This window comes from Achromobacter aegrifaciens (assembly GCF_902859735.1).
Taxonomy (GTDB): domain Bacteria; phylum Pseudomonadota; class Gammaproteobacteria; order Burkholderiales; family Burkholderiaceae_B; genus Achromobacter; species Achromobacter aegrifaciens.
This window is the reverse complement of record NZ_CADIJY010000019.1, coordinates 36,399-61,995: the sequence shown is the minus strand read 5'-3', so window position 1 is coordinate 61,995 and position 25,597 is coordinate 36,399. Positions and strand designations below refer to the sequence as shown.

The 25,597-nt window shown below is 63.9% G+C and carries 26 protein-coding genes and 1 tRNA gene; 25 read left to right on the top strand and 2 right to left on the bottom strand.

Annotated elements, in window-relative coordinates; all coding sequences use genetic code 11:
* Positions 1-59: 59 nt before the first annotated feature.
* The 14 genes from hflX (at position 60) to HV766_RS28030 (ending at position 14,173) form a co-directional block, all read left to right on the top strand.
* A complete protein-coding gene (hflX, locus tag HV766_RS28090; protein ID WP_054458649.1) occupies positions 60-1,166 on the top strand; it encodes a GTPase HflX in 1,107 nt (368 codons plus the stop codon).
* A complete protein-coding gene (gene hflK, locus HV766_RS28085; RefSeq protein WP_054458647.1) occupies positions 1,132-2,430 on the top strand; it encodes an FtsH protease activity modulator HflK in 1,299 nt (432 codons plus the stop codon). Before hflX ends, hflK begins: the two co-directional genes overlap by 35 nt.
* Positions 2,431-2,448: 18 nt before the next feature.
* Positions 2,449-3,351, top strand: a complete 903-nt coding sequence (gene hflC / locus HV766_RS28080; RefSeq protein ID WP_054458645.1) for a protease modulator HflC — start codon at positions 2,449-2,451, stop codon at positions 3,349-3,351.
* A gap of 264 nt (positions 3,352-3,615) precedes the next feature.
* Positions 3,616-4,773: an ATP phosphoribosyltransferase regulatory subunit gene (locus HV766_RS28075; protein ID WP_054458643.1), complete on the top strand. Its 1,158-nt coding sequence runs from the start codon at positions 3,616-3,618 to the stop codon at positions 4,771-4,773.
* A gap of 76 nt (positions 4,774-4,849) precedes the next feature.
* Positions 4,850-6,145, top strand: coding sequence for an adenylosuccinate synthase (locus tag HV766_RS28070; RefSeq protein WP_042792859.1), 1,296 nt, complete (start codon positions 4,850-4,852; stop codon positions 6,143-6,145).
* An 84-nt stretch (positions 6,146-6,229) separates the two neighbouring features.
* Positions 6,230-6,772 (top strand): phosphoribosyltransferase, encoded by a 543-nt coding sequence (locus tag HV766_RS28065; RefSeq protein ID WP_042792860.1) that lies wholly within the window; start codon positions 6,230-6,232, stop codon positions 6,770-6,772.
* Positions 6,773-7,162: 390 nt separating this feature from the next.
* Positions 7,163-7,375 carry a 30S ribosomal protein S21 gene (gene rpsU / locus HV766_RS28060; protein WP_006218592.1) on the top strand — a complete coding sequence of 71 codons (213 nt, stop codon included), beginning with the start codon at positions 7,163-7,165 and terminating at the stop codon, positions 7,373-7,375.
* Between the two features lie 19 nt (positions 7,376-7,394).
* Positions 7,395-9,449, top strand: coding sequence for a DNA primase (gene dnaG, locus HV766_RS28055; protein WP_054458641.1), 2,055 nt, complete (start codon positions 7,395-7,397; stop codon positions 9,447-9,449).
* Between the two features lie 746 nt (positions 9,450-10,195).
* Positions 10,196-12,460, top strand: a complete 2,265-nt coding sequence (gene rpoD, locus HV766_RS28050) for an RNA polymerase sigma factor RpoD (RefSeq protein WP_054458639.1) — start codon at positions 10,196-10,198, stop codon at positions 12,458-12,460.
* Between the two features lie 9 nt (positions 12,461-12,469).
* Positions 12,470-12,548: transfer RNA gene (locus HV766_RS28045), tRNA-Ile, on the top strand.
* A 106-nt stretch (positions 12,549-12,654) separates the two neighbouring features.
* On the top strand, positions 12,655-12,843 hold the full coding sequence (locus HV766_RS30270; RefSeq protein ID WP_367648238.1) for a DUF2514 family protein: 189 nt from the start codon (positions 12,655-12,657) through the stop codon (positions 12,841-12,843).
* The gene (locus HV766_RS28040; protein ID WP_492302575.1) at positions 12,843-13,052 is read left to right on the top strand and encodes a hypothetical protein; all 210 of its coding nucleotides are present in this window, start codon (positions 12,843-12,845) and stop codon (positions 13,050-13,052) included. The genes HV766_RS30270 and HV766_RS28040 overlap by 1 nt, the downstream gene beginning before the upstream one ends.
* Positions 13,053-13,189: 137 nt before the next feature.
* The gene (locus HV766_RS28035) at positions 13,190-13,723 is read left to right on the top strand and encodes a DUF4189 domain-containing protein (RefSeq protein WP_119450744.1); all 534 of its coding nucleotides are present in this window, start codon (positions 13,190-13,192) and stop codon (positions 13,721-13,723) included.
* A gap of 207 nt (positions 13,724-13,930) precedes the next feature.
* Positions 13,931-14,173, top strand: a complete 243-nt coding sequence (locus HV766_RS28030) for a hypothetical protein (protein WP_054458632.1) — start codon at positions 13,931-13,933, stop codon at positions 14,171-14,173.
* A 54-nt stretch (positions 14,174-14,227) separates the two neighbouring features.
* Here the strand turns inward: HV766_RS28030 and HV766_RS28025 are convergent, their stop codons facing one another.
* Positions 14,228-14,386 carry a DUF6726 family protein gene (locus HV766_RS28025; protein WP_054458630.1) on the bottom strand — a complete coding sequence of 53 codons (159 nt, stop codon included), beginning with the start codon at positions 14,384-14,386 and terminating at the stop codon, positions 14,228-14,230.
* Between the two features lie 328 nt (positions 14,387-14,714).
* Here HV766_RS28025 and HV766_RS28020 point away from each other — a divergent pair, with 328 nt between their 5' ends.
* Positions 14,715-15,308: a BPSL1445 family SYLF domain-containing lipoprotein gene (locus tag HV766_RS28020; protein ID WP_054458628.1), complete on the top strand. Its 594-nt coding sequence runs from the start codon at positions 14,715-14,717 to the stop codon at positions 15,306-15,308.
* A gap of 13 nt (positions 15,309-15,321) precedes the next feature.
* On the opposite strand, the gene HV766_RS28015 is transcribed toward HV766_RS28020, so the two are convergent.
* Complete coding sequence (locus HV766_RS28015) at positions 15,322-16,254, bottom strand: LysR family transcriptional regulator (protein ID WP_175182239.1); 933 nt, start codon at positions 16,252-16,254, stop codon at positions 15,322-15,324.
* Positions 16,255-16,404: 150 nt separating this feature from the next.
* On the opposite strand from HV766_RS28015, the gene HV766_RS28010 reads away from it, so the two are divergent.
* From HV766_RS28010 to HV766_RS27965, 10 genes are all read left to right on the top strand, one after another.
* Positions 16,405-16,806, top strand: coding sequence for a Zn-ribbon domain-containing OB-fold protein (locus tag HV766_RS28010; RefSeq protein ID WP_254593372.1), 402 nt, complete (start codon positions 16,405-16,407; stop codon positions 16,804-16,806).
* Positions 16,803-17,975, top strand: coding sequence for a thiolase family protein (locus tag HV766_RS28005; protein ID WP_119450741.1), 1,173 nt, complete (start codon positions 16,803-16,805; stop codon positions 17,973-17,975). The genes HV766_RS28010 and HV766_RS28005 overlap by 4 nt, the downstream gene beginning before the upstream one ends.
* A gap of 59 nt (positions 17,976-18,034) precedes the next feature.
* Positions 18,035-18,724 carry a 3-oxoacid CoA-transferase subunit A gene (locus tag HV766_RS28000; protein WP_054458619.1) on the top strand — a complete coding sequence of 230 codons (690 nt, stop codon included), beginning with the start codon at positions 18,035-18,037 and terminating at the stop codon, positions 18,722-18,724.
* Entirely contained in the window at positions 18,711-19,379 is a 669-nt protein-coding gene (locus HV766_RS27995) for a 3-oxoacid CoA-transferase subunit B (protein ID WP_119450740.1), read from the top strand. Before HV766_RS28000 ends, HV766_RS27995 begins: the two co-directional genes overlap by 14 nt.
* 32 nt (positions 19,380-19,411) lie before the next feature.
* Positions 19,412-20,956, top strand: coding sequence for an acyl-CoA carboxylase subunit beta (locus HV766_RS27990; protein ID WP_054458615.1), 1,545 nt, complete (start codon positions 19,412-19,414; stop codon positions 20,954-20,956).
* A 10-nt stretch (positions 20,957-20,966) separates the two neighbouring features.
* Positions 20,967-22,334 (top strand): acetyl-CoA carboxylase biotin carboxylase subunit, encoded by a 1,368-nt coding sequence (locus tag HV766_RS27985; protein ID WP_054458772.1) that lies wholly within the window; start codon positions 20,967-20,969, stop codon positions 22,332-22,334.
* The gene (locus HV766_RS27980; RefSeq protein ID WP_054458613.1) at positions 22,331-22,543 is read left to right on the top strand and encodes an acyl-CoA carboxylase biotin carboxyl carrier protein subunit; all 213 of its coding nucleotides are present in this window, start codon (positions 22,331-22,333) and stop codon (positions 22,541-22,543) included. The genes HV766_RS27985 and HV766_RS27980 overlap by 4 nt, the downstream gene beginning before the upstream one ends.
* Before the next feature lie 42 nt (positions 22,544-22,585).
* Positions 22,586-23,611 carry a Bug family tripartite tricarboxylate transporter substrate binding protein gene (locus HV766_RS27975; protein WP_054458611.1) on the top strand — a complete coding sequence of 342 codons (1,026 nt, stop codon included), beginning with the start codon at positions 22,586-22,588 and terminating at the stop codon, positions 23,609-23,611.
* Between the two features lie 62 nt (positions 23,612-23,673).
* Positions 23,674-24,594 carry an SDR family NAD(P)-dependent oxidoreductase gene (locus HV766_RS27970; protein WP_054458610.1) on the top strand — a complete coding sequence of 307 codons (921 nt, stop codon included), beginning with the start codon at positions 23,674-23,676 and terminating at the stop codon, positions 24,592-24,594.
* A gap of 51 nt (positions 24,595-24,645) precedes the next feature.
* Positions 24,646-25,494: a MaoC/PaaZ C-terminal domain-containing protein gene (locus tag HV766_RS27965; RefSeq protein ID WP_175182237.1), complete on the top strand. Its 849-nt coding sequence runs from the start codon at positions 24,646-24,648 to the stop codon at positions 25,492-25,494.
* Positions 25,495-25,597: the final 103 nt, after the last annotated feature.

Sequence of the window (25,597 nt, the reverse complement as noted above, 5' to 3'; positions counted from 1 at the left end):
GCCCGCCGGACGGTCCTCGTCGGCGGGCATTTTCGCTTTGGCTCCAATATGGTGCATGTATGCGCGCTCTGATTATCAGCGTGGATCTGGGAGATCCGGACTTCGCGGCCCATGCCGAGGAATTCGCCATGCTGGCCAAGGGCGCTGGCGCGGAAATCGTCGGCACCTTGACGGCACGGCGGGACAGACCCGACGCCAAGTTCTTCATCGGTTCAGGCAAGGCCGATGAGGGCGTGGCGATGGCCCAGGCCTTGCTGGCCGACATCGTCCTTTTCGACCAGCCGCTGTCCCCCGCACAGCAACGCAACCTGGAACGCGCCTTCAACTTGCGCGTGGTGGATCGCGTTGCGCTCATTCTCGACATCTTCGCGCTGCGCGCGAAGAGCCATGAAGGCAAGCTGCAGGTCGAATTGGCCCAGCTGCAGCATCTGGCCACACGCCTGACCCGCATGTGGAGCCACCTGGAGCGGCAGCGCGGCGGTATCGGCATGCGCGGACCGGGTGAATCCCAGCTCGAAATGGACCGCCGCATGATCGGCGCCAAGGTCAAGGTGCTGCGCGAGCGGCTGGACAAGGTCGAACGCCAGCGCGTGACCCAGCGCCGGGCGCGCGCGCGCGGCGGTGCGCTGTCGGTATCGCTGGTCGGCTATACCAACGCTGGCAAGTCCACCTTGTTCAATGCCTTGACGCGCGCCGACAGCTACGCCGCCGACCAGTTGTTCGCGACGCTGGATACGACCACGCGCCGCATCTGGATCGAAGGGGCGGGCTCGGTGGTGGTGTCCGATACGGTCGGGTTCATCCGCGATCTGCCCCACGGCCTGATCGCGGCGTTCCGCGCCACCCTGGAAGAAACCGTGCATGCCGACCTGCTGCTGCACGTGGTCGATGCCGCCAGCCCGCAGCGCGATGAGCAGATCTTTGAGGTGAACAAGGTTCTGGCCGAAATCGGCGCGGCCTCGATTCCCACCATTCTGGTCTACAACAAGATCGATCTCGCCGGATTGGAGCCGCGGGTGGAACGCGATGCACATGGTACGATTGCGCGAGTATTTGTAAGCGCCACCGAGCGCGCCGGTTTGGATGCGTTGCGCGGGGCAATTGCGGAAACCGGACAGATTGTGGGAAACAATGCCGCGAATTATCAAACTCTTCAATCTGAATGACCCCGGCTGGGGTCGTGGGAACAACAATGGCTCCGAGCCGCCGCCCAAGCGGCCCCAAGGCAACGGAGACGGCCCTCCCGACCTGGACGAGGTCTGGCGCGATTTCAACAATCGCATCGGATCGTTGTTCGGGCGCAAGGGCGGGGGCGGCAATAACCGCCCCGGAAACCGCGGCGGCATGACGCCGCCGTCGCCGCGCGGTGCGCGCATCGGCCTGGGGGTGATCGCCCTGGTCGCGGCCGGCATCTGGCTGGCCAGCGGTTTCTACATCGTGCAGGAAGGCCAGGTCGCGGTTGTGACACAGTTCGGCAAGTACAAGTCGACGTCGCAAGCCGGTTTCCAATGGCGCCTGCCGTACCCCATTCAAAGCCACGAAATGGTCAACGTGTCGCAACTGCGCACGTTCGAAGTCGGTTTCCGTGGCGGCGCGCGCAACAAGGTTCTGCCTGAAGCGCTGATGCTCACGACGGACGAGAACATCGTCGATATGCAGTTCGTCGTGCAGTACCGCCTGCGTGCCGATGGCGCGCCCGACTACCTCTTCATGACGCGCGATCCGGATGAATCCGTCCGCCAGGCCTCAGAAACGGCCATGCGCGAAGTCGTGGGCAAGCAGTCCATGGACTTCGTGCTCTACGAAGGCCGCACCACGGTGGCCACGCAAGTGCAAACCCTGATGCAGCAGATCCTGGACCGCTACCAGACTGGCGTGCAGGTCAGTACTGTGGCCATCCAGAACGTGCAGCCGCCTGAACAGGTGCAAGCCGCGTTCGACGACGCCGTCAAGGCGGGCCAGGACCGCGAGCGCCAGATCAACGAAGGCCAGGCCTACGCCAACCAGGTCGTGCCGCTGGCCAGCGGCCAGGCTTCCCGCATGACGGAGCAGGCCGAAGGCTACAAGGCCAAGGTTGTCGGTGACGCCCAGGGTAATACCTCGCGCTTCACCAGCATCCTCGGCGAATACGAAAAGTCGCCGCAGGTCATGCGCCAGCGCATGTATCTGGAGAGCATGCAGGAGATCTTCACGCGCGCCAGCAAGGTCATGGTCGACACCAAGAGCAACAACAACATGCTGTACCTGCCCTTGGACAAGATCATGCATCTGGCAGCTCAGGACGCCAGCAAGTCCGGTGTCGCCGGTTCCGGTTCGACCACGCTGGCTCCGCCCGCGCAGTCGCCGGCTCGCGGCAGCGCCGCGCCGGTGCCTCAGTCTTCCGGCAGCAGCAATAGCAACACGCTGCCTCGCGACCGTACGTCGCGCTAACCCGGAGGAGTCCTGATCATGCAACGTCTCATGCCTATCCTGGTCGGCCTGCTCATCGTGCTGGCCGCCCTTTCTTCCTGCGTCTTCGTCGTGCGCGAGCGCGACTACGCCCTGGTGTTCTCGCTGGGTGAAGTACGCAAGACCATCAACGAACCCGGCCTTTACTTCAAGGCGCCGCCTCCGTTCCAGAATGTCGTGACGCTCGACAAGCGCATTCTGACCATCGAAACCAACGAAGCCGAACGCATCCAGACTTCCGAAAAGAAGAACCTGCTGATCGATTCGTACGTCAAGTGGCGCATTCTGGATCCGCGCCAGTACTACGTGTCCACCGGCGGCAACGAGCGCGTGGCGCAGGAGCGCCTGCAGGCGCTGATCCGCGACGCGTTGAACGCTTCGGTCAACGTGCGCACGGTGCGCGACGTGGTCTCGACCGAACGCGACAAGATCATGGCCGAAATCCTGACCAACGTCGCCAAGCGCGCCGAACCGTTGGGCGTCCAGATCGTCGACGTGCGTCTGCGCCGCATCGAGTTTGCGCCGGAAATTTCGGAATCGGTGTATCGCCGCATGGAAGCGGAGCGTACGCGCGTCGCCAACGAGCTGCGTTCCATCGGCGCCGCCGAAGGCGAAAAGATCCGCGCCGAAGCTGACCGTCAGCGTGAAGTCATCGTGGCCCAGGCCTACGCCAAGGCCCAGGGCATCATGGGTGAGGGCGATGCCGCGGCTGCCGCGATCTATTCGCAGGCCTACGGCAAGAACCCGCAGTTCTACACGTACTACAAGAGCCTGGAGGCCTACCGCGCTTCGTTCTCGAAGCCGGGCGACGTGCTGGTGGTCGACCCCAGCTCCAGCTTCTTCCAGTTCATGAAGGATCCCACCGGCGACGCCCTGGCGCCGGTGACCGTGCCGGCCAAGTGATGCGGCGACGGTAATGCGGAAGAAAAGCCCCTTGGAAGTCCAAGGGGCTTTTTGCTTGCTGGCAAGGCGGCATCCCGAATTCCCCGCAATAGGGGACGGTTAAGCTGCCGCGGCAGTCCCGGCTGGCATTGGCCGCCGAACCATGTACAATACCCCGTAAGCTAGAAAACATTCCGCAGCGGCTGAGCGGGCTTACGCCCCCTCAGCCGCTTTTTCGTTTGGGCGACGCCCACGCATCACTTGGCGTTCTTCAGGTAAACATTCATGGGTAACTGGTTGCTGCCCGAGAGCCTTGCCGACGTACTTCCGGCAGAGGCCCGGCGCATCGAGGAATTGCGCCGCGAACTTCTCGATCTGTATCGCACTTACGGTTTCGAGCTGGTCGCGCCGCCCCTGGTCGAATACATCGATTCATTGTTGTCCGGCACGGGCAGCGATCTGGATCTGCGCACTTGCAAGCTGGTCGATCAATTGTCCGGACGCACGCTGGGCGTGCGCGCGGACATGACGCCTCAGGTTACGCGCATCGACGCGCATTTGTTGAACCGCGCTGGCGTTACCCGCCTGTGCTATTGCGGCAACGTGCTGCATGCCCGCCCGGCGGACCTGCTGGCCAGCCGCGAGCTGCTGCAGATCGGCGCTGAAATCTACGGCCACGCCGGCTTCGAGGCCGACCTGGAGATCATCCAGCTGGTGCTGGAAACCGTGGCGATTGCCGGCGTGCGTAACCCTAGGCTCGATCTGTGCCATCCGGGCGTGCTGCGCGCGCTGCTGGAGTCCGATCCGGCGGCGACGGCCCTGTCGCAGGACGTCATCCTGCTGATGCGCGAGAAGGACGTTCCCGGACTGGGTGAATTGGCCGAGCGGGCTCCCGGGTTGCGTGCAGAGACCCTGAAAGCCCTGCAATTGCTGCCCAAGCTATACGGCGGGCCGGAAGTGCTGCAGGAGGCGCGCCGTGAACTCCCTCTGCTGCCGGGTGTCGTGGCTGCGCTGGACGCGCTGCAGTTGGTGGTCGACGCCATGCCCAATGTGGCGTTCGGCGTGGACCTGGCCGACGTGGGCGGCTATGGCTACCATTCCGGCGTGAAGTTCGCGCTGTATGCCGAAGGCTGGCGCGATGCGCTGGTCAGCGGCGGCCGTTATGACGATGTCAGCCGTGCGTTTGGCCGGGCCCGTCCCGCCACCGGCTTCAGTCTTGATTTACGCAAGCTGGCGGCGGGTTTGCCGCCGGCGGAAAGGGCGCGTGCGGTACGTGCGCCCTGGGGGCAAGCCCCCGCCCTGACCGAGGCGGTGCGCCGCCTGCGCCGGTCGGGGGAAATTGTCGTTCAGGTATTGCCCGGTCACGAGCAGGATCAGGACGAATTCGTTTGCGATCGCGAGCTGGCGCTGCAGGATGGCGCCTGGACGGTCAGAACGCTGTGACTAACCCCCTCTCGGCAACGAGAGGGCCGCGGGGAGATTTCCGGATTTCCCGAGAAACTCGATATTGATTCGTAACATGAGCAAGAACGTAGTCGTAATCGGCACCCAGTGGGGTGACGAGGGCAAGGGCAAGATCGTCGACTGGCTGGCGGAATCCGTCCAGGGCGTGGTCCGCTTCCAAGGCGGTCACAATGCCGGCCATACGCTGTGGATCAACGGCAAGAAGACGATTCTCCGCCTGATCCCGTCGGGCATCATGCATCCCGGCGTCACCTGCTTCATCGGCAACGGCGTCGTGCTGTCCCCGGAAGCCCTGCTCAAGGAAATCGAAGAGCTTGAGGCCGCCGGTCTGGACGTGCGTTCGCGCCTGCAGATTTCCGAAATCTGCCCGCTGATCCTGCCGTACCACGTCGCCATCGACAAGGCGCGCGAGGCGCGCAAGGGCGACGGCAAGATCGGCACGACCGGTCGCGGCATCGGCCCGGCCTATGAAGACAAGGTCGCCCGCCGCGCGCTGCGCGTGCAGGACCTGTTCAATCCCGCGCTGTTCGACGAAAAACTCGCCGAAGTGCTGGATTACCACAACTTCGTGCTGACCAAGTACCTGGGCGCCGAGGCGGTTTCCGCCAATGAAGTGCGCGACCAGGCCATGGCGCTGGCTCCGGCCATCGCCCCGATGGTCAAGGACGTGTCGAGCAACCTGTACGCCATGCAGCAGGAAGGCAAGCGCCTGTTGTTCGAAGGCGCGCAAGGCGCTTTGCTGGACGTCGACCACGGCACCTATCCTTTCGTCACCAGCAGCAATTGCGTTGCTGGCGCCGCCTCGGCAGGCGCGGGCGTCGGTCCGCAGCAACTGGACTACGTCCTGGGTATCACCAAGGCCTATACGACTCGCGTCGGTTCGGGTCCGTTCCCCACGGAGCTGGTCGACGAGATCGGTACCCGCCTGGCCACGATCGGCAAGGAATTCGGTTCCGTCACGGGCCGTCCGCGCCGCTGCGGCTGGTTCGACGGCGCCGCGCTCAAGCGCTCGGTCCGCCTGAACGGCATCACCGGCCTGTGCATCACCAAGCTGGATGTGCTTGATGGTCTGGAAACCATCCAGCTGGGCGTCGGCTACCGCGTCAACGGCGAATTCCGCGATGTGCTGCCTTATGGCGCGCATGCCGTGGCGCAGGCGCAGCCGGTGCTGGAAGAGCTGCCGGGTTGGAGCGAATCCACCGTCGGCATCACCGAGTACGACAAGCTGCCCCAGGCGGCGCGTCGCTACCTGGAGCGCGTGGCCGAAGTTTGCGGCGTGCCCATCGACCTGGTGTCGACCGGCCCGGACCGCAATGAAACCATTGTGCTGCGTCATCCCCTGAAGGGCTGACATCGGGTTATTATTCGCAAGGCCGCCGCCGGTCTCATACCGGCGGCGGCCTTTTCGTATTTATTAAGCAGGAGATGCTTGCCTATGAGCACGCCGACCAATGATGACAGCCATCTGTGGGTGACGTGGGACGACTACAACCGCCTGATCGAGCGCCTTACCTTGCAGGTGCATCAATCGGGTTGGAAGTTCGACAAGATTCTTTGCCTGGCGCGCGGCGGCATGCGCGTCGGTGACGTTATGTCCCGTATTTTTGACGTGCCGCTGGGCATCCTGGCCACGAGCAGCTATCGCGAAGCGGCCGGCACCAAGCAGGGCGACATGGATATCGCCCAGTTCATCACCATCACGCGCGGCACGCTGTCCGGGCGAGTGTTGCTGGTGGACGACATGGTCGATACCGGCAAGACCTTCAGCAAGGTCTACGATCACCTGAAAAGCCAGTTTGCCGACATCACCGAGCTGCGCAGCGCGGTGCTGTGGTGGAAGGGGCATTCCCAGGCGACGCCGGACTACTACGTCGACAAGCTGCCGACGAACCCCTGGATCCACCAGCCTTTCGAAGACTACGACAGCCTGCGTCCGCACCAGCTCGAGGCCTGGATCCGCAAGGGCTCCAAGAGCTGAGCATGGCGTTTCGGCAGGAGAGGGCATTCTGGCCGCCCAGGGCGCCAGACTGTCCCTCCAGTAGTCAAAACAGCCATGACCATGCTAGAATCGCTGGTTATCGCTAAACCGAACTTGGCTTGTTACTCTTTGGGTAGTCTTTGGGTAACGGAAACAGCCAGCGGAAATCCGGGATGGGTCTGTGGTTCAGGGCTGTCAAGCAGCGCTGAAGCCGGAGTCCGGCGCCTGGATTGCGCTTTCAAGGTTCCCCGTTCGCGGTGCCTGCCTCTGTTGGTATGATTTTGGTATCCACGAGGCCGTTTACGCGTACCTGGACCCGCGCAGCGTTGCTGGTAAGCAAGCCAGGTTTGTCATCAACTTTTGTTACCCTACAAGCAGGCCAATCACTTTATGCCTATCGTTCGACTGAAGGAAAACGAACCGTTTGAAGCCGCTCTGCGCCGCTTCAAGCGCACCATCGAAAAGACCGGTTTGCTCACCGAGCTGCGTTCGCGCGAGTTCTATGAGAAGCCCACGGCTGAGCGCAAGCGCAAGCACGCCGCCGCTGTGAAGCGCCACTACAAGCGCATCCGTAGCCAACAACTGCCCCCGCGCCTGTATTGATTTTTGATTCCCGAATCTATTGATTCCAGAATCATTCATCCAGGATTTGCTCGCCCGAGTCGACGTCGTCGACATAGTCGGGCGATACGTGCAGTTGAGAAAGGGCGGGGCCAACTTGCTTGGCCTGTGCCCTTTTCATAACGAAAAAAGTCCCTCGTTCACTGTCAGCCCCACCAAGCAGTTCTATCACTGCTTCGGTTGCGGAGCGCATGGCAGCGCCATCACCTTCCTGATGGAACACACGGGCGCCAGTTTCCCCGATGCCGTGCGCACGCTCGCGGCATCGGCGGGAATGACGGTCCCCGAAGAAAACCGCAGTCCACGCCAGCAGCAGGAAACCGCGCGCCGCAAGGCCGAGGAATCCCGCCACACGCAGGTGCTGGATGCCGCTCAGGCGCATTACCTCAAGCAATTGCGGGCCTCGCCCGCGGCGATCCGCTATTTGAAGCAGCGCGGCCTGACCGGTGAAATCGCGGCGCATTTCGGCCTGGGATGGTCCGGCACAGACCGCCACGGCCTGTCGCAGGTCTTCCCGAATTACGAGGACCCCGTCCTGGTGGAATCCGGACTGGTTATCGAATCCGAAGACGGACGTCGCTACGACCGTTTCCGGGAACGCGTCATGTTCCCGATCCGCAATGCGCGGGGCAGTCTCATCGGCTTCGGCGGGCGCATCATCGGCAAGGGCGAACCCAAGTACCTGAATTCGCCCGAAACCCCGCTGTTCTCGAAGGGACACGAGCTCTACGGGCTGTGGGAGGCGCGCCAGGCCATACGCCAGGAAGGGCAGGTCATTGTGGTCGAAGGCTACATGGACGTGGTCGGCCTGGCTCAGCAAGGCATCGCCAACGCGGTAGCGACGCTGGGTACGGCTACCACGCCGGACCACGTCAAGAAGCTGCTGCGCGCCAGCGACAAGGTCATCTTCAGCTTCGACGGCGACGGCGCGGGTCGGCGCGCCGCGTGGCGTGCACTGCAGGCTTGCCTGCCCGTGCTGCGCGACGACATTGCGATCCGCTTCCTGTTTCTGCCGTCAGAGCACGATCCCGACTCGTATGTGCGCGAACTGGGCGCGGAAGCTTTCCGGGCGTGCCTGGGAGAGGCCGTGGCGCTGTCCCGCTTCCTGCTGGACGAGCTGGCCTCGCGGCACAACATGAACGAAGCCGAAGGGCGGGCCAGTTGCCTGCACGAGGCCAAGCCATTGCTGGCTGCCATTCCCGAATGCGCGTTGCGCGTGCAGATCGAGCGGGAAATGGCAAAGCTGGTACAGCTGACGCCCGAGGAAATGGCGCAGGTGCTGGCTCAGCAGCCCGCAAAACCCTTCGCGCCCGCGCCCAAGCCGGGCGCCACGGGAGGGGATGCCGGCGCGGTTGCGGCGCCGAGCCACGAGCCGGGCTATACGGACGCTGGCTACGATTTCGCCGGACACGATTTTCATGACATCCCGGCCGACGAGTCCGACTACGCGGACCAGGTTCATCTACCGTCCCAGGGTTCCGACTTTGGTGGCGGAGGAGCTCAGCGCGGCGGCGGAAAGCAGGAGTGGAAGGGCAAAAGCGACTGGAAGGGCAAGGGTGACTGGAAGGGCGGCAAAGGCGGCTGGAAAGGCAAGCGCGACAACGATGTGGGCGGGTTTGAAGGCCGCCGCACCATGCCGTCGCTGGCCAAGCGCCTGCTGGGCTTGCTGCTGGCGCATCCCGAACTGGTCGACTCCATGGGTGATCAGCAGCTTGAAGTCATCGACCACGGCCCCCATCTAGGTCTTGTAAGAGACCTGATCATGCTGGCGCAGTCCAGCGGCGCCCGCCATGTCGGCGCCCTGCTGGAAGCCGCGGAGCCGGATTCGGATCTGGCGACGGTGCTGAAGGGCCTGCGGGCCGACATCCTGTCCCAGGAAGACCTGCCTGATCCGCAAACGGAATGGGACGACGCCTTGAGACGGATCGAATTTGACTCGGCCAAGCTGGAAATGGCCAAGCTCGCTGCGGCGGGCCTGGCCACGGAAGAGGCGCGCAAACGCTATCAGGAGCTTTCCAGCCGCATGGCCGTGCTGAAAGGTGCTGGCGTGCGCTAAATGCGCTAAAATCAAAGGTTGTCCGCTTGCGAAGCGAGTTTTTTTGCGGCGGGCGGGACGGGAGTGTGAGGTTGGGCGCGAGCCTGCCTGATAGGTCTGTCTTCTGATGTACGCGGATTGTGGCGCTTGCAGTTGATTGCGGCCTGATTCTTGCTGAATTTGGCGCTAGTCCTCGTGCCACGAGGCGTGAGCAACAAGAAATGCATTCGGCGGGCGGAATCTATTCCGGCAGCCAGAATCTAATGGATGTATAGGGTTTGACGCGGGACCGGCGATCCGGGCGTGGCGGATGCTCCAGAAAACGGAACGTCAGATGCGCAACGGCAGAAATAAAAGCGGATGCGCGCGTCAACTTTGTTACATGGTTAATTAATATAGCTAAGCGGTGAATCAAGCAGTTCGGCGGTGGTTATCTCCGGATGGCGTTAGTGGTTTGGGTGCTGTGTCTACTCAGCTGCTTGGGGCAAAGGCCCGATAAGCAAGCAAAGCCTATTTATAGGCAGGCAGCCCCCCCGACGCCCGGGAGCCTACGCAGGATGAGGTCATGCACGCAACGCGCGAGTACGGTATTGCACCGCAACGGCGCCAAGCGGGCTCGCAAGAGCCGGCGCTGCGAACAACGCAGCCGCGTGATCTCCGCTTATTCACCAGATTTACCCGTATAACCGCCGCGTTGGACCGCTGTCCAAAGCGGCTTCATGCGGTGCAACATGCCCGAACGGGTTGCGACGACCACGGAAGCGACTATGACCAAATCCACCGGCAAATCCTCCTCTGCAATTGATGCGGCCGAAACCAAGGCCACCACGACCAAGCGCGTCGTAAGCATGGCAGCGGAAAAGGCGCCCGCCAAGACGGCGGTGAAGGTCGCCAAGCCCGCAGCCAAGACGGCCGCCAAGAAGACGGCCAAGGCTGCCGCGGCTGACAAGCCCGAGAAGGTGACCAAGGCTCGCGCCAAGAAGGCCGAAGACAAGCTCGCCGACCTGGTGGGCAGCGCGCGCCCCGCACCCAGCGGCCGGCGCCCGGGACGTCCCGCCAAGAACGCGAACAATGATTCCGACGGCTTTGACGACACCATGGACGGCGACGGCGAAGTTCTGCCCGATCTGAAGCCGCCCAAGCGTGGCGGCAAGCGCGGCAAGGCCGATCCCAAGGATCTGATCGCCCGCGGCCCCGTCACGCCCGAAGAATACGAAGCGCGCCGCAACCGCCTGAAGCAGCTGATCAAGCTGGGCAAGGACCGCGGCTACCTGACCTACGGCGAAATCAACGATCATCTGCCCGACGATCTGGTCGACGCGGAAGCGATCGACGGCATCATCAGCACGTTCAGCGACATGGGCATCGCGGTCTACGACCAGGCGCCCGATGCCGAAACGCTGCTGATGAGCGAAAACGCGCCGGTCGCGTCCAACGACGACGACGTCGAAGACGAAGCCGAAGCCGCGCTGACGACCGTTGACTCGGATTTCGGCCGCACCACGGACCCCGTGCGCATGTACATGCGTGAAATGGGCTCGGTGGAACTGCTGACGCGCGAAGGCGAAATCGAAATCGCCAAGCGCATCGAAGACGGCCTGAAGCACATGGTCATGGCCATCTCGGCCTGCCCGACCACGATCAACGAGATCCTGGCTCACATCCTGCGCGTGCGTGAAGGCCAGGCCCAGATCGACGAAGTGGTCGACGGCCTGGTCGATCCGGAAGACGGCGAGGAATACGCCGGCGCCGGCGTCACGGCCGAGGAAGACGAAGGCGACGACGGCCCCGCTGGCGGCATGTCCAGCAAGCAGCTGGAAGACCTGCGCGTGAAGGCCCTGGCCAAGTTCGACGAAGTCGGCAAGCAGTTCGAGAAGATGCGCCACTCGTACGAGAAGGACGGCTACAAGTCGGACGTCTACGTGCGCGCCCAGGAATCCATCCAGAATGAACTGATGGGCATCCGCTTCACGGCCAAGATGGTCGAGAAGCTGGCGGACACCCTGCGTCAGCAGGTCGAGGAAGTGCGCCAGCTCGAACGCGCTGTCCTGCACACGTGTGTGGACCGTGCCGGCATGCCGCGCACGCACTTCATCAAGGTGTTCCCGGGCAACGAAACCAACATGCAGTGGGTCGTCGACGAAGTGGCTGCCGGCCACCCGTACGCCGAAACGCTGGAGCGTCAGATTCCCGCCGTGCAGGAACTGCAGCAGAAGCTCATCGACCTGCAAACGCGCGTCGTGCTGCCGTTGAAGGACCTGAAGGACGTCAACAAGCGCATGGCCACCGGCGAAGCCAAGGCCCGCAAGGCCAAGCGTGAAATGACCGAGGCCAACCTGCGTCTGGTGATCTCGATCGCCAAGAAGTACACGAACCGCGGCCTGCAGTTCCTGGACCTGATCCAGGAAGGCAACATCGGCCTGATGAAGGCCGTGGACAAGTTCGAGTACCGTCGCGGCTACAAGTTCTCGACCTACGCGACCTGGTGGATCCGTCAGGCCATCACGCGTTCCATCGCCGACCAGGCGCGCACCATCCGTATCCCGGTCCACATGATCGAAACGATCAACAAGATGAACCGGATCAGCCGCCAGATCCTGCAGGAAACCGGCGCCGAGCCGGATCCCGCGACCCTGGCGCAGAAGATGGACATGCCCGAGGACAAGATCCGCAAGATCCTGAAGATCGCCAAGGAACCGATCTCCATGGAAACGCCTATCGGTGACGACGACGACTCGCACCTGGGCGATTTCATCGAAGACACGTCCACGCTGGCGCCTTCCGACGCGGCTTTGCACGGTTCCATGCGCGATGTGGTCAAGGAAGTGCTAGACTCTCTCACCCCGCGTGAAGCCAAGGTTCTGCGTATGCGTTTCGGCATCGAAATGAGCACGGACCAGACCCTGGAAGAAGTGGGCAAGCAGTTCGACGTCACGCGCGAGCGCATCCGCCAAATAGAAGCGAAAGCGCTGCGCAAGCTGCGTCACCCCAGCCGGGCCGATAAGCTGAAGAGCTTCCTGGAAGGGCAGTAAAAGTTTTTAGGGCCTCTAGCTCATGCCTGGTTAGAGCAGCGGACTCATAATCCGTTGGTGCCGAGTTCGACTCTCGGGGGGCCTACCAAGAAAGTCCTGTTAATTCAGGCACCTACAGCCGCCAGCAATGGCGGCTGTTTCTTTTCCGGCTCCGATATTGACGTAATCTTGACGTTCTCGGCGTCGCTTGGTTCGTGCTGGGCGCGTTCCACGGCCGGGAGGTGGCCGAGTTGCGTGCTGTCCAGGCCATTGAGCGGGATGCGCAATCCCAGGCCGCTGTTGCCGCTGTTGAGGCGGCGAGAACCGAAGAACGACGACGCACTGCCGCCATGGAGCATGCCCGCGATAATGCCCAGAAAAAAAGCCGCTGTCGCGGTCGCTGATGCTGCTGGCACTCGTGTTGAGCGTGACCGGCTGCGTGCCCGCGCAAACACGTTGGCTCGCGCCGCAGTTGCCGAACAGCCCGCCCTTGCCGACGCAGGCCCGTCAGGAGCCGCTGCCGTCGATCTGCTCGCCTACATGCTTGGCCGCGCTATCGATCGAGCTGAAGCGCTTGCGGGCGTTGCAGATCGTGCCCGCATCGCGGGACTGACATGCGAACGGGCCTACGATGAGGTGCGAGACCCCAACGGCCAGGGTGGGGGTTGAGTATTGCGACCGTGTGCGGCCACATGGAACTGCTAATATCCGCAAATTCCGGCAGTTCGGCCATCATTACGGGAAAACTGGATGAAGCGCGCTCCCTGTCTTGCCCTTGTGTTTGCGGCCCTGGTCCTCATCGCTGCGCGTCCGGCGGCGGCGGAGCAGGGATGCGGCGATGGTTACACCATGTCCACCCAGGGGCCGGCCCAGTGCATCCCCATCCCTGGCCTTTACCAAGTGCCGCAGGGCGGTGGCGTGCCGCCGCCGCCGCCGCGTCCGCAGGGGCATTGGGAAACCCGCTGGGGCGCATTCGCGTCCAGCAAGGAAAACCTGGTCGGCATGGCGGGCAACCGTGGCAGCGAGCGCGAAGCGACCAAGGCGGCCATTGCTCACTGTGTCTCGAAGGGCGGCACCGACTGCAAGACGGCGATGACGTTCTACAATCAGTGCGCGATCGTGGCTTCGGGGGCGGTCGGCAATGGCCAGTACTTCACCATGTTCCGCAAGCACTACACCATCGAGCAGGCGACCGACGACGCCATGGACATCTGCAAAGAGAAGAACCTGACGGAATGCACCGTCCATTTCTCCAATTGCAGCCAGGCGGAGTTCATACAATAGGCCGCTGCGGGTCCCCTCCCGCTGTCTCTGCTGTATGGGGCGTGGGCGGCGCGCCATCGGGCGATAGTCGGCGTTTGACCCGCTGTCCGGCCGTGATCTAACGTCATCTGCAAGCGCCAAGTACCCACGGCCTGCCGTCACACCGGAACTTTCGTGTCGGCCCTCGCTCTGATCTCCTTTTGTGCAAGACAGCAATGGAGAACTCCGATGAAATCCAACGCCCTGCCTGGTACTGCCCCAGACCCGCTGGCTTTCGAGGCGGAAGCCCTGGCGTGGAGCGGCGCTCGCCCAATGGCGTCTGACATCTCAATGATGTCTCCCGGCGAGTTGATGAGGCATGCCTTGGTAAAGCTGGAAAATTCGTCCGTTCACCAGACTCCGGAGAAAGCAGCCGCGATCCAATACCTGACCAGTGCATTGAGCATGGTCAGCGTTGTCACATGTAGCTAAGCGGGATCAAGCAACTGTGTCTGCCGCGGGCAAGGGAACAGCGTAGGCAACGCATCAGTCGATGACTTCCGCGCAAGCATCCGTCGGCGCCGCCGCGACGTCGCCGACGACCGGCACGATCTTGATGGCGGCAGATGCGATACGGCACGGGGCGGCGACGACACCGCAGCCGGACGCGAACATGCATAGCATTGAGACCAGGATCCACTTCATCGGACGTGCTCGAAAATAATTGGTCAAGGCGCTGCCCGAGGACGGGCCGACGGTGTCGCACGGCGTCGATGCCGATCATGTTCAGACGCGGATTTCCATCTGAAGAGAATGTGCACGATGCATGGCGGAAGCGGCATTCTGCTTTGCGTCCGCACGGCAATTAGTGGGGAAATGCTGGCCAAGTGTAATGACACTTGCTCGTCCTGGAACAGGAAGTAACGCAGATCCCGCTTGTATGGCGCCAAGGCCGGAAAATCCCAGGTAGGATGGTGGCGTTCTCCTTCCGGGCGCGCCTGGAAGGGCGTCCAACAACAATAAGGAGCGCTACATGCTTGATACTCTCCCCAAGGCAGGTCGGGCCGGCGTGCTCGCCGCGATGCTCGGCGTGGCCAGCCTGGCGTTCACCGGCTGCACCACGACCACCGCTCAATCCTCGGCCACGGCTGCGGAAAAGCGGCAGGAACTCGATACCGCAGCCGACGCGACCCTGACCAAGCTTTATCAGTCCTCGTCCCAGGCCAAGCAATTGGTGGAACGCGCGCGTGGCGTGCTGGTGTTTCCGGGCGTATTGAGCGCGAGCTTCATCGTAGGCGCGCAGCATGGAACGGGCGTGCTGCGCGTAGGCGGGTCGGATACCGGCTACTACAGCATCACGGGCGGCTCCATCGGCTTGCAGGCCGGCGCGCAGTCCAAGGCGATGGTGGTGCTGTTCATGACCGACGGCGCCCTGGCCAAGTTCCGGGCCAGCAGCGGCTGGACAGTGGGGGCGGACGCGACGGTCGCGGTGGCCAATGTGGGCGTCAACGGCAGCATCGATACCTACACCGCGCAGCAGCCCATCGTCGGCTTCGTCTTGAACAACGGCGGCCTCATGGCCGGGGTGTCGGTGGACGGCAGCAAGATTTCACCGCTGCTGCTGTAAGCGGCCCGCACCCTTACAGCCCCATTGCCTTTTCCCAAGGCAATTGCGGCGGCAAGGCCTCTGTCATCGCATCCACGAAGGCCCGGATGCGCGGCGACAGGTGCCGGTTCGGCAGATAGACCAGCTGGACCGGCGCGCCGGGCGCCATCCAGTCCGTCAGCACCAGCTTCAGGCGTCCGTCCCGCACGGCGGATTCCGCGATGAAGCTGGCCATGCGGGCGATGCCCGCGCCGGCCACCACGGCGTCCAGAATGGCTTCCGGATGATTCACGTTCAGATTGCCGCCGGGCGTGATCGTGTAGCGCTCATCGCCTTTCTGGAAATCCCATTCGTGATATCGACCCGTCTGCCATTGGACATAGGCCAGGCAGTTGTGCCGTTCCAGCTCATTGGGCGCGGCCGGCGTGCCGTGTGCGGCCAGATAGGCGGGGCTGGCGCACGTGACGTAGCGCAGTCGGGACAAGGTCTTGGCGATGACGCGCGAATCCGCCGTGACGCCGATCCGTATGGTGGCATCCAATCCTTCTTCGGCCAGATTGGGCATGCGGTCGCTGAAATCGGCATTGATCGATAGCTCCGGATAGCGCGCGGTCAGCGACAGCAGCGCGGGCATGATGACCTTCCTGCCCAACCCGACCGGCGCATGCACGCGCAGCTTGCCGCGCGGGCTCACGCTGGCGCCAGTCACTTCGGCCTCGGCGGCTTCCACTTCCAGCAGGATGTGGCGGCAGCGCTGCAGCAGCAATTCGCCATCGTCGGTCAGCGACAGGTTGCGCGTGGTGCGATTGAGCAGCTTCACACCCAGCTTGGCCTCAAGCAGCGAGACGCTCTTGCTCACCGATGCGGTGGAGATGTCGAGCCGGTGCGCCGCGGCCGTGAAGCTGCCGCTGTCTGCGACGCGTACGAAATTCAGAACATGCTTGAGATGGTCTATCAGGATGTACATGGCGGTCGGACTGATGGGTGCACGCCATCTTAGCCATTCCCGCGCGCAAAGTTAAAGGTGATTTGCCCTCGGGTCCGTTTATCTGCCGCACGCCTGTCCCTACACTGAGCCGCAATGTTGGCAGGTTCAAAAAGACGACAGGAGACAAGGGTGGAGATCCAGAGCAGTGCGCAGGCAGCGGGCGGACCCGAGCAGGTTTATCTGGAGGGCCTGGCGGCAGGCCGGTTTCAGATCCAACGCTGCGCCGATTGCAGTCAGGCGGTGTTCTATCCGCGCTGCGTATGCCCCCATTGCGGCGGCGCGGCATTGGATTGGTTCAGCCCCGCGGGGGAGGGCGTGGTGTACGCCAGCACCACCGTGTATCGCGATGCGGAGCAGGGCGGCGACTACAACGTGTGCCTCGTGGATCTGCCGGAAGGCGTGCGGATGATGAGCCGTGTCGCGGAGATCGCGCCTGGACATGTGCGGATCGGCATGCGCGTCAGCGCCAGGATCGTTGGAGACGGCGAGGCGGCGAAAGTGGTCTTTGTGCCTATGGGAGCAGTGGCATGACGCTGCGCGATTTGAGGGGCAAGACTGCCGTGGTGGGCGTGGGGCAGGCCGGGCTGGGGCAGGCCCGCGGTTATACCGAGCAGGAGGTGCTGGCGCAGGCCGCCATGGCTGCGATCGCTGATGCGGGCCTGAGCCTGAAGGACATAGACGGCATTACGACATGCAGTTCCCTGTCGCCGATGTGGGCGATGTCGGTGGTCGAGTATCTGGGCATACGGCCGACCTTCCTGGACAGCACCATGATAGGCGGCTCCAGCTACGTGGCGCATCTGCTGCCCGCAATGCACGCGCTGGCGTCCGGGCAATGCAATGCGGTCCTGGTCTGCTACGGCAGCACCCAGCGCACCGCCAAGTTCAACCGCGCCGATCTGACTCGCGCGCGGAAATCCCTAGACCCTCAGCCCTACGAAACGCCCTATGACCCGCCTTTGCCGGTGGCGGCGTATGCGTTGGCCGCGAGCCGCCACATGCACCAGTACGGCACCACGCGCAAGCAATTATCGGAAGTGGCGGTGGCCGCGCGGAAATGGGCGCAGTTGAACCCCGACGCCACCATGCGCGAGCCGCTGTCGCTGGCGGATGTAGAGGCTGCGCGTCCGGTCTGCGAGCCCTTTACCGTTCGCGACTGCTGCATGGTCAGCGATGGCGCGGGCGCCTTTGTGCTGACGCGCTCGGACCGGGCTCGCGATTGCGCCAGGAAGCCGGTGTACGTGATGGGCAACGCCACCGCGGTGTGGAACCGGCAGGTTTCCTCCATGCATGACCTGACGGTGACGGCGGCGCTTGAATCGGGCAGGCGCTGCTACGAGATGGCCGGCGTATCTGCAAAGGACATGGACCTGGCCATGTTGTATGACGCCTTCACCATCAACACCATCCTGTTCCTGGAAGACCTGGGTTTCTGCCAGAAGGGCGAGGGCGGCGCGTTCGTGGACGACGGCGCAATCGCGCCGGGCGGGCGGCTGGCGGTCAATACCAACGGCGGCGGCTTGTCCTGCGTGCATCCCGGCATGTACGGCGTATTTCTCATGGTCGAGGCCGTCAGGCAGTTGCGCGGCGAATGCGGAGAGCGCCAGTTGAAGGATCCGAACCTGGCTCTGGTGCATGGCAACGGCGGGACCTTGTCCAGCCAGTCCACCGCGATCCTGAGCGCCTTGCCTGCGCTCTGACCGTCCGACAAGTTTGCGGTAGAGGCGGAACGACCGCATCCATCGCCATGGGGAAAGCAATGTTGAACAAGATCGTGCCTACTTTGGAGTCCGCCGTGGCCGGGGTGGAGGATGGCGCCACACTGCTGATCGGCGGGTTCGGCGCATCCGGCGTGCCAACGGAACTGTTGCAGACGCTGCTGGAAACCGGCGCGCGCGAACTGACCATCGTCAACAACAACGCCGGCAATGGCGAGCCGGGCTTGAGCCAGTTGATCCGTGCGGGGCGGGTGCGCAAGGTGATCTGCTCCTTCGCCCGTTCCTCCAATCCCAGGAAGCCCAATGCCGCCGCGTTCGGCGAATGGTATGCGGCGGGCAGGATCGAGCTGGAGGTGGTGCCGCAGGGCACCTTGGCCGAACGCCTGCGCGCCGCTGGCGCGGGCATGGGACCTTTCTTCACGCCCACGGCCTATGGGACGCGGCTGGCGCAAGGCAAGGAAACGCGCTCCATCAACGGCCGGGGGTATGTGCTGGAAGAGCCGTTGCCGGGCGATGTGGCCTTCGTGAAGGCCCAGTACGGCGACAGCGCGGGCAATCTGACCTACCGCTACGCCAGCCGCAATTTCGGACCAGTGATGTGCATGGCCGCAAGGCTCACGGTGGCTCAGGTCGACCAGGTGGTGCCGCTGGGGGCGTTGGCGCCGGAACAGGTCGTGACGCCCGGAATATTCGTTCAACGCATCGTCGAGTGCCCCAATGAGCATCAATAGCCTGTCCCGCGCGCGCATGGCGCAGATCGTCGCCGACGACATTCCGCCCGCTTCGTACGTCAATCTGGGCATAGGCATGCCGACGTCGGTGGCGGATTACCTGAAGCCGGAGCGCGGCGTGGTACTGCATAGCGAAAATGGCATCCTGGGCATGAAAGGCCTGCCGCCAGGCGCCGAGGTCGACGGGGATCTGCTCAACGCCAGCAAGGAGCCCGTCGCGCTGGACATCGGGGCGTCGATCACCGATCACGTCGTGTCCTTTTCGATGATGCGCGGCGGCCATATCGATCTCACCGTGCTGGGCGCCTTCCAGGTGTCGGCCGACGGCGACCTGGCCAACTGGGACACGGGGCGCGAAGACTCGATACCGGCGGTCGGCGGGGCCATGGATCTGGTGGCGGGCGCCAAGCGCATCTTCGTGATGATGCAGCACGTGGATCGCGACGGCCGGCCAAAGATCGTGCCCGCATGCACTTATCCCCTTACCGGCAAGGCCGTGGTGGATCGCATCTATAGCGATCTGGCCATCCTGGACATCAGGCCGGACGGGCTGCATGTGCGGGCGATGGTGAGCGGCCTGGATTTCGCGGCGCTGCAGGCGCGGACCGCGGTGGAACTGACGCTGGACGAGGCGTGGATCGAACTGGCGCCCTGAGTTTCAGGCTGGCGCCGTCATGGGAGGAAGCAATGAGCTGGACGCAGGAATTGGACGAACTGGCGCGCCGCAAGGCGTTTTCCCTGCGCATGGGGGGCGAGGACAAGGTGAAGCGTCAGCATGACGCAGGCAAGCTGGACATCCGCCAACGGATCGAACGGCTGGTCGACGGCGGTTCGTTCGTCGAAGTCGGCGGATTGGCCGGCAGCGGCGAATATGACGAACAGGGCCGCCTGGTCCACGTGATGCCCTCGAACGTGATCATGGGGCGCGCGGCGCTGGACCGTAAAAACGTCGTGGTCGTGGGCGACGACTTCACCGTGCGCGGCGGCGCGAACGACGGCGCCGTGGGCGACAAGATGATATTCGCCGAGCAGATGGCGTTCGATCTGCGCATTCCGCTGGTGCGCCTCATCGACGGTACGGGCGGCGGCGGCTCGGTCAGGAACATCGAGAAGATGGGGCATGCGCTGCTGCCGAAGATGAAGATCTGGGCCTATGTGGCGCGCAACCTGGCGCAGGTCCCGGTGGTGTCGCTGGCCCTCGGATCGGTGGCGGGCCAAGGGGCTGCGCGCGTGGCGGGCAGCCACTATTCCGTCATGGTGAAGGACACTTCGCAGCTGTTCATCGCGGGTCCACCGGTGGTGGCCAAGATCGGCCAGAATCTGGGCAAGAACGAACTGGGTGGAAGCGCCATCCATACGCGCAATGGCGTGGTGGACGACGAGGTGGATTCCGAGGACGAGGCCTTCGCGGCCGCGCGGCGCTTCCTGTCGTACATGCCCGCCTCCGTGCACGATCTTGCGCCCAGGGGCGAGATCCCGACCGTGGCTGCGGACCAGGACTGGCTGCGCACGGCCATCCCGAAGGACACGCGCAAGGTCTACAAGATCCGGCCGATACTGGAAACCTTGTTCGATCCCGGCAGCGTGTTCGAAATCGGCCGGCATTGGGGCAAGGCCATTGTCGGCGGCCTGGCCCGGGTGGATGGCTGGCCGGTGCTGTTCGCCGCCAGCAACCCTTATCACTATGGCGGCGGTTGGGACCGGCATACCGCCGAGAAATTCACCCGCCTGGTCGATCTGGCCGAGACCTTCCATTTGCCGGTGGTGAACCTGGTCGACATCGCGGGTTTCCAGATCGGTCTGGAAGCCGAGAAGGACGGCGTGATGCGCGCCGGGGTGAGGGCGCTGACGGCGGTCGCGCAGTCGACGGTGCCCTGGTTCTCGCTGATCATGCGGCGCGCTTTCGGCGTGGCAGCGGGCGGCCATCAGAATTCCAGCCGCTTCAACTTCCGATATGCCTGGCCATCGGCGCAATGGGGCTCGCTGCCCATCGAGGGCGGCCTGGAGGTGGCGTACCGGTCCGAGATCGAGGCGGCCGCCGACCCGGAAGCCAAGCGCGCGGAGATCGAGGAAAGAGTGCGGGCCCTGACGTCCCCGTTCCGCAGCGCGGAGGCCTTCGTCATCGAGGACATCATCGATCCGGCCTGCACGCGAGCGCGCCTGGTCGAGTTCGCCAATCTGGCCGCGCCGCTGCGCCGGCCCGGCCAGGTGACCACCGGATACCGGCCCTGAGAGGATGCAGATGAAGAAGATCCTGATTGCCAACCGGGGGGCCGCTGCCGCGCGCATCCTGCGTGCCGTGAAGGCGCTGGGCCTGCAATCCGTGGCGGTGTACTCCGAGGCCGATGCCGACCTGCCGTACGTGCTCCAGGCCGATGAGAGCTACTGCATCGGGCCCGCGCCGGCGCGGGCCAGCTATCTCAACCAGGACCTGCTGCTTGAGGTCATGGCGCGCTGTGGAGCCGATGCGCTGCATCCGGGCTACGGATTCCTTTCCGAGAACGCGCAATTCGCACGCAGAGTGGAAGCGGCGGGGCATTGCTTCATCGGACCTTCGTCCAGGTGGATCGATGTGCTGGGCAACAAGGCGAGCGCGCGCGAGTTGATGCAACGGCATGGCCTGCAGGCAGGCGGCAGCACCGGCATCCTGCCTCGCGACGACATGGTCGCGGTACGCCAGGCCGCCGACGCACTCGGGTATCCGGTGCTGATCAAGCCTGCGGGCGGTGGCGGAGGCATAGGCATGATCCCCGTCCACGATCCGCAATCGCTGTCCGACTGCTGGGAACGCGCCAGCGGCATGGCCGAAAAGGCGTTTGCCAATGCCGCGCTGTACCTGGAGCGATTCGTGCCGTCGCCGCGGCATATCGAATTCCAGTTCCTGGCGGACAGGTTTGGCAATGTCCTGTCCCTGTTCGAACGGGACTGTTCCACCCAGCGCAGATACCAGAAGGTGATCGAGGAAGCGCCGGCGCCGGCCATCGACCGCCAGGCCGTGGCTGGCATGGCCGAACGGCTGTCGGCGATCCTGGGGAAGATCGGCTACGACGTCATCGGAACGGTGGAGATGCTGTACACGCCGGACAGCGGCTTTTCGTTCCTGGAGGTCAATACGCGCCTGCAGGTCGAGCACGCCATCTCGGAAGCGGTCACCGGCGTGGACATCGTGCAGGCGCAAATCCGCCTGGCTGCGGGCGAAAAGCTGTCGTCGGTGATTGACAGGCCGCCCGCCGTAGCGGGACATGCGATCGAGGCGCGCGTGTATGCCGAGGATCCCGTGCGTTTCCTGCCATCTCCCGGCGTTCTGAAAGCGTTCGAGTTGCCGCCGCCTCGCCCAGGCCTGCGGATAGAGACGGGCTACGCGCGGGGCAACCGGGTTTCCAGCCATTACGACCCCATGGTGGCGAAAGTCATCGCGCATGCCGATGATCGCGCCGCCGCCATCCGCGAGTTGACCGGCGCGCTCGGCGCGATGCGGATAGAGGGCATCAAGACCAACATTCCCATGATTCTTCAGGTGCTCGCGTCGGAGCGGTTCCAGGCCGGTGCGATGACCGTTGACGGCTTGCAGGCAGTGATTTCAACAGAGTCGGTAAAGGAGCTGGCATGAAAAAAATCGTCTCCAACGTGGCAGGCCGTGTGGTCGCGTGTTGCGTGGAAGAGGGGGCACGGATTCAGACGGGCGACGAGGCCTTCAAGGTCGAGTCCATGAAGATGGAAATTCCCGTGGAAAGCGAGGCAGCAGGCCGTATCGCGCAGATTCTGGTTGCGGTCGGCGATGAAGTGGAGGAAGGGCAGGATCTTGCTGTGCTGGATTGAGGCGGACCGCCTCTGAACCTGGATAAGAAAAGCGAGGAGACTATGTTCAAGACAATCAAAAAAGACGCGCCCGCAGCTTCTGCGCGCAAGCGTCCCCTGACGTTCCTGGCGTTGCTGGGAGTGGCGGCCCTGCTGGGCGCCGGCGCGGCGGGCGCGCAGACGGCGCAGGGCTTTCCCAACAAGCCGGTGACGATAAACGTGCCGTTCTCGGCGGGCGGCACGACCGATATCCTGGCACGCGTGATAGGCCAGCGCCTGAGCGAACACTGGGGCGTGTCCGTGGTGGTCGAAAACAAGCCCGGCGCGGGCGGCAACATCGGCACCGCGCAGGTGGCGCGCGCCGCGCCGGACGGCTACACGCTCGTGATGGGCACGATAGGCACGCACGCCATCAATCCCAGTCTCTACAAATCCATGCCCTACGACGCGATCAAGGACTTCGCGCCGATCACGCGTACCGCCATGGTGCCGAATGCCCTGGTGGTGCCCAAGAACGCGCCATACGACACCGTGAAGGAGCTGATCGCCTACGGCCGCGCCCATCCCGGCAAGCTCACCTTCGGCTCTTCCGGACACGGAAGCACGCTGCACATGTCAGGCGAGACGTTCAAGATGATGACCGGCGTCGACATGGTGCATGTGCCCTACAAAGGCAGCACGCCGGCCGTGACGGATCTGCTGGGCGGCCAGATCTCGATGATCTTTGACAACCTGCCTTCGGCGTTGCCGCATATCAAGGCGGGCCGGCTGAAGGTGCTGGCAGTGACCTCGGCCCAGCGCAGCGACCAGCTGCCCGACGTGCCCACCGTGGCGGAGGCGGGCGTGCCCGGCTACGAGGTCGTGTCGTGGTTCGGCCTGTGGGCGCCCGCCAAGACGCCGGACGACGTCGTGTCGGAGATCAACAAGCAGGTGGTCGCCATCATCCAGACGCCCGACATGCAGAAGCAGATCCGCGACCAGGGAGCGGTGCCCAATCCCGATACGCCCGCGGAGTTCGCCGCCTTCATCGGCAGCGAGGGAAGGAAGTGGGCCGAGGTGGTGCGCCGCGCCAACGTAACGACCGAGTAGGCAATCGACAGTATCGGGTCTGCCGCAGGCAGCCGGCAGGCCCGCTTTGAGGAGACACAGGCATGGAACGCATGATGGAAGGCAAAGTGGCGGTGGTGACCGGGGCCGGGGGCGGCATCGGCCGAGAGATAGCTTTGCAATTGGCGGCCGAGGGCGCCAAGGTCGTGGTCAACGATATCGGGGTCGCGCTCAATGGCGATGACCTGTCCGCCGCGGTGGCGCCTGCGGACGCAGTCGTCGCCGAGATCCGCGCCGCGGGCGGGACGGCCGTCGCCAACTTCGATTCAGTCGCGACGTACGCGTCCGCCAACGCCATCGTCCAGTGCGCCATGGATCACTTCGGCCGCATCGATGGCGTGGTCAACAACGCGGGCAACCTGCGCGACCGCTCTTTCCACAAGATGAGCGAGGAAGAATGGCGGGCCGTCATCGCGGTGCATCTGGATGGCACATTCTTCGTCAGCAGGGCTGCTGCCACGCACTTTCGCGAACAGGAGAGCGGCGCGATGGTGCACATGACCTCGACTTCAGGGCTGATCGGCAACTTTGGCCAGGCCAATTACGGAGCGGCCAAGCTGGGCATCGTGGCCCTGTCCAAGATGATTGCGCTGGATATGGGGCGGTATGGCGTGCGCTCCAACTGCATCGCCCCTTCGGCCTGGAGCCGCATGACCAGTTCCATCCCCACCGATACGCCGCAACAGCGGGACCGCGTGGAAAAGCTCAAGAAAATGGAGGCGGGCAAGATTGCGCCGATGGCCGTGTACTTGCTCAGCGACGCCGCGCGCGAGGTCAGCGGCCAGATATTCGCAGTGCGTGCCAACGAAATCATGCTGATGAGCCAGCCGCGGCCCTTGCGCTCCGTCCATTTCAGCGAAGGCTGGACGCCGCAGCGCATTGCCGAGGTCGCCATTCCGGCAATGCAGAAGCACTTCTATCCGCTGGAGCGTTCGCCCGACGTGATGAGCTGGGATCCGATCTGAACCGGACGCCGTGGTCATGGATGTGTCTTCGGGGCCAAAAGGAGAAACGTCATGCGCTTGAGCCATGAGCAACTGTTGAGCTACGAATTGCCGGAAATCAGGCAGCGCTACACCGAGCGGGATGTCATGCTGTACGCGCTGTCGGTGGGCTTGGGACAGGATCCTGTGGATGCCTCCGACCTGGCCTACGTGGGCAGGCGGCATGATCCGCTGGTGCTGCCCTACATGGCGGTGGTGCTGGGCTATCCGGGCTTCTGGCTGGATGCGCCCGATATCGGGGCCGATACGGTGCGCTTGCTGCACGGCGAACAGGGAATGGAACTGTTCCATCCCATACCCGCCGCCGGCGAACTGACAGGCAAGACCCGCGTCGTGGAGGTTGTCGACAAGGGCGAGAAGGGGCTGTTGCTGTATTCCGAAAAAACGTTGACGGATGCCGGCACGGGGCAGCTCATCGCACGGACTTTCGCGACCCACGTGCTCAGGGGCGATGGCGGCATGGCGAACGCGGGCAGGCAGGCGCGCCCGGCGCACGCCATGCCCGGCGGGCCGCCAGACTGGACCGTGCAGGCGCGCACCCGGCCCGAGCAGGCGCTGGTGTATCGCCTTAATGGCGACTACAACCCGTTGCACTGCGATCCGCAGGTCGCCCAGGCAGCCGGCTTTCCCCGCCCCATACTGCATGGCCTGTGTACGTTTGGCCTGGTGTCGCACACTGTCGCCAGGCAGTTGCAGCCTGCGGGCAACGGGGCGGTGCGTTCCGTGTCGCTGCGGTTTTCCGGGCCGATGTATCCCGGCGAGACGCTGAGCGTAGACGTCTGGCGGGATGGCTCCTTCCGGGCGAAAGTCATCGAGCGCGACGCGATCGTCATTGACAATGGGGTGTTGCGGGTCGCTTAGCGCTGGGTAGGGCGGGCGAGTCCGGGCTGTTGTCCCGAGCGGGGCATTTGCGCGCCGCAAAATGGAAGAGCGCCCCAGCTCAAGGTGAGTCTGAGGCGCTCCT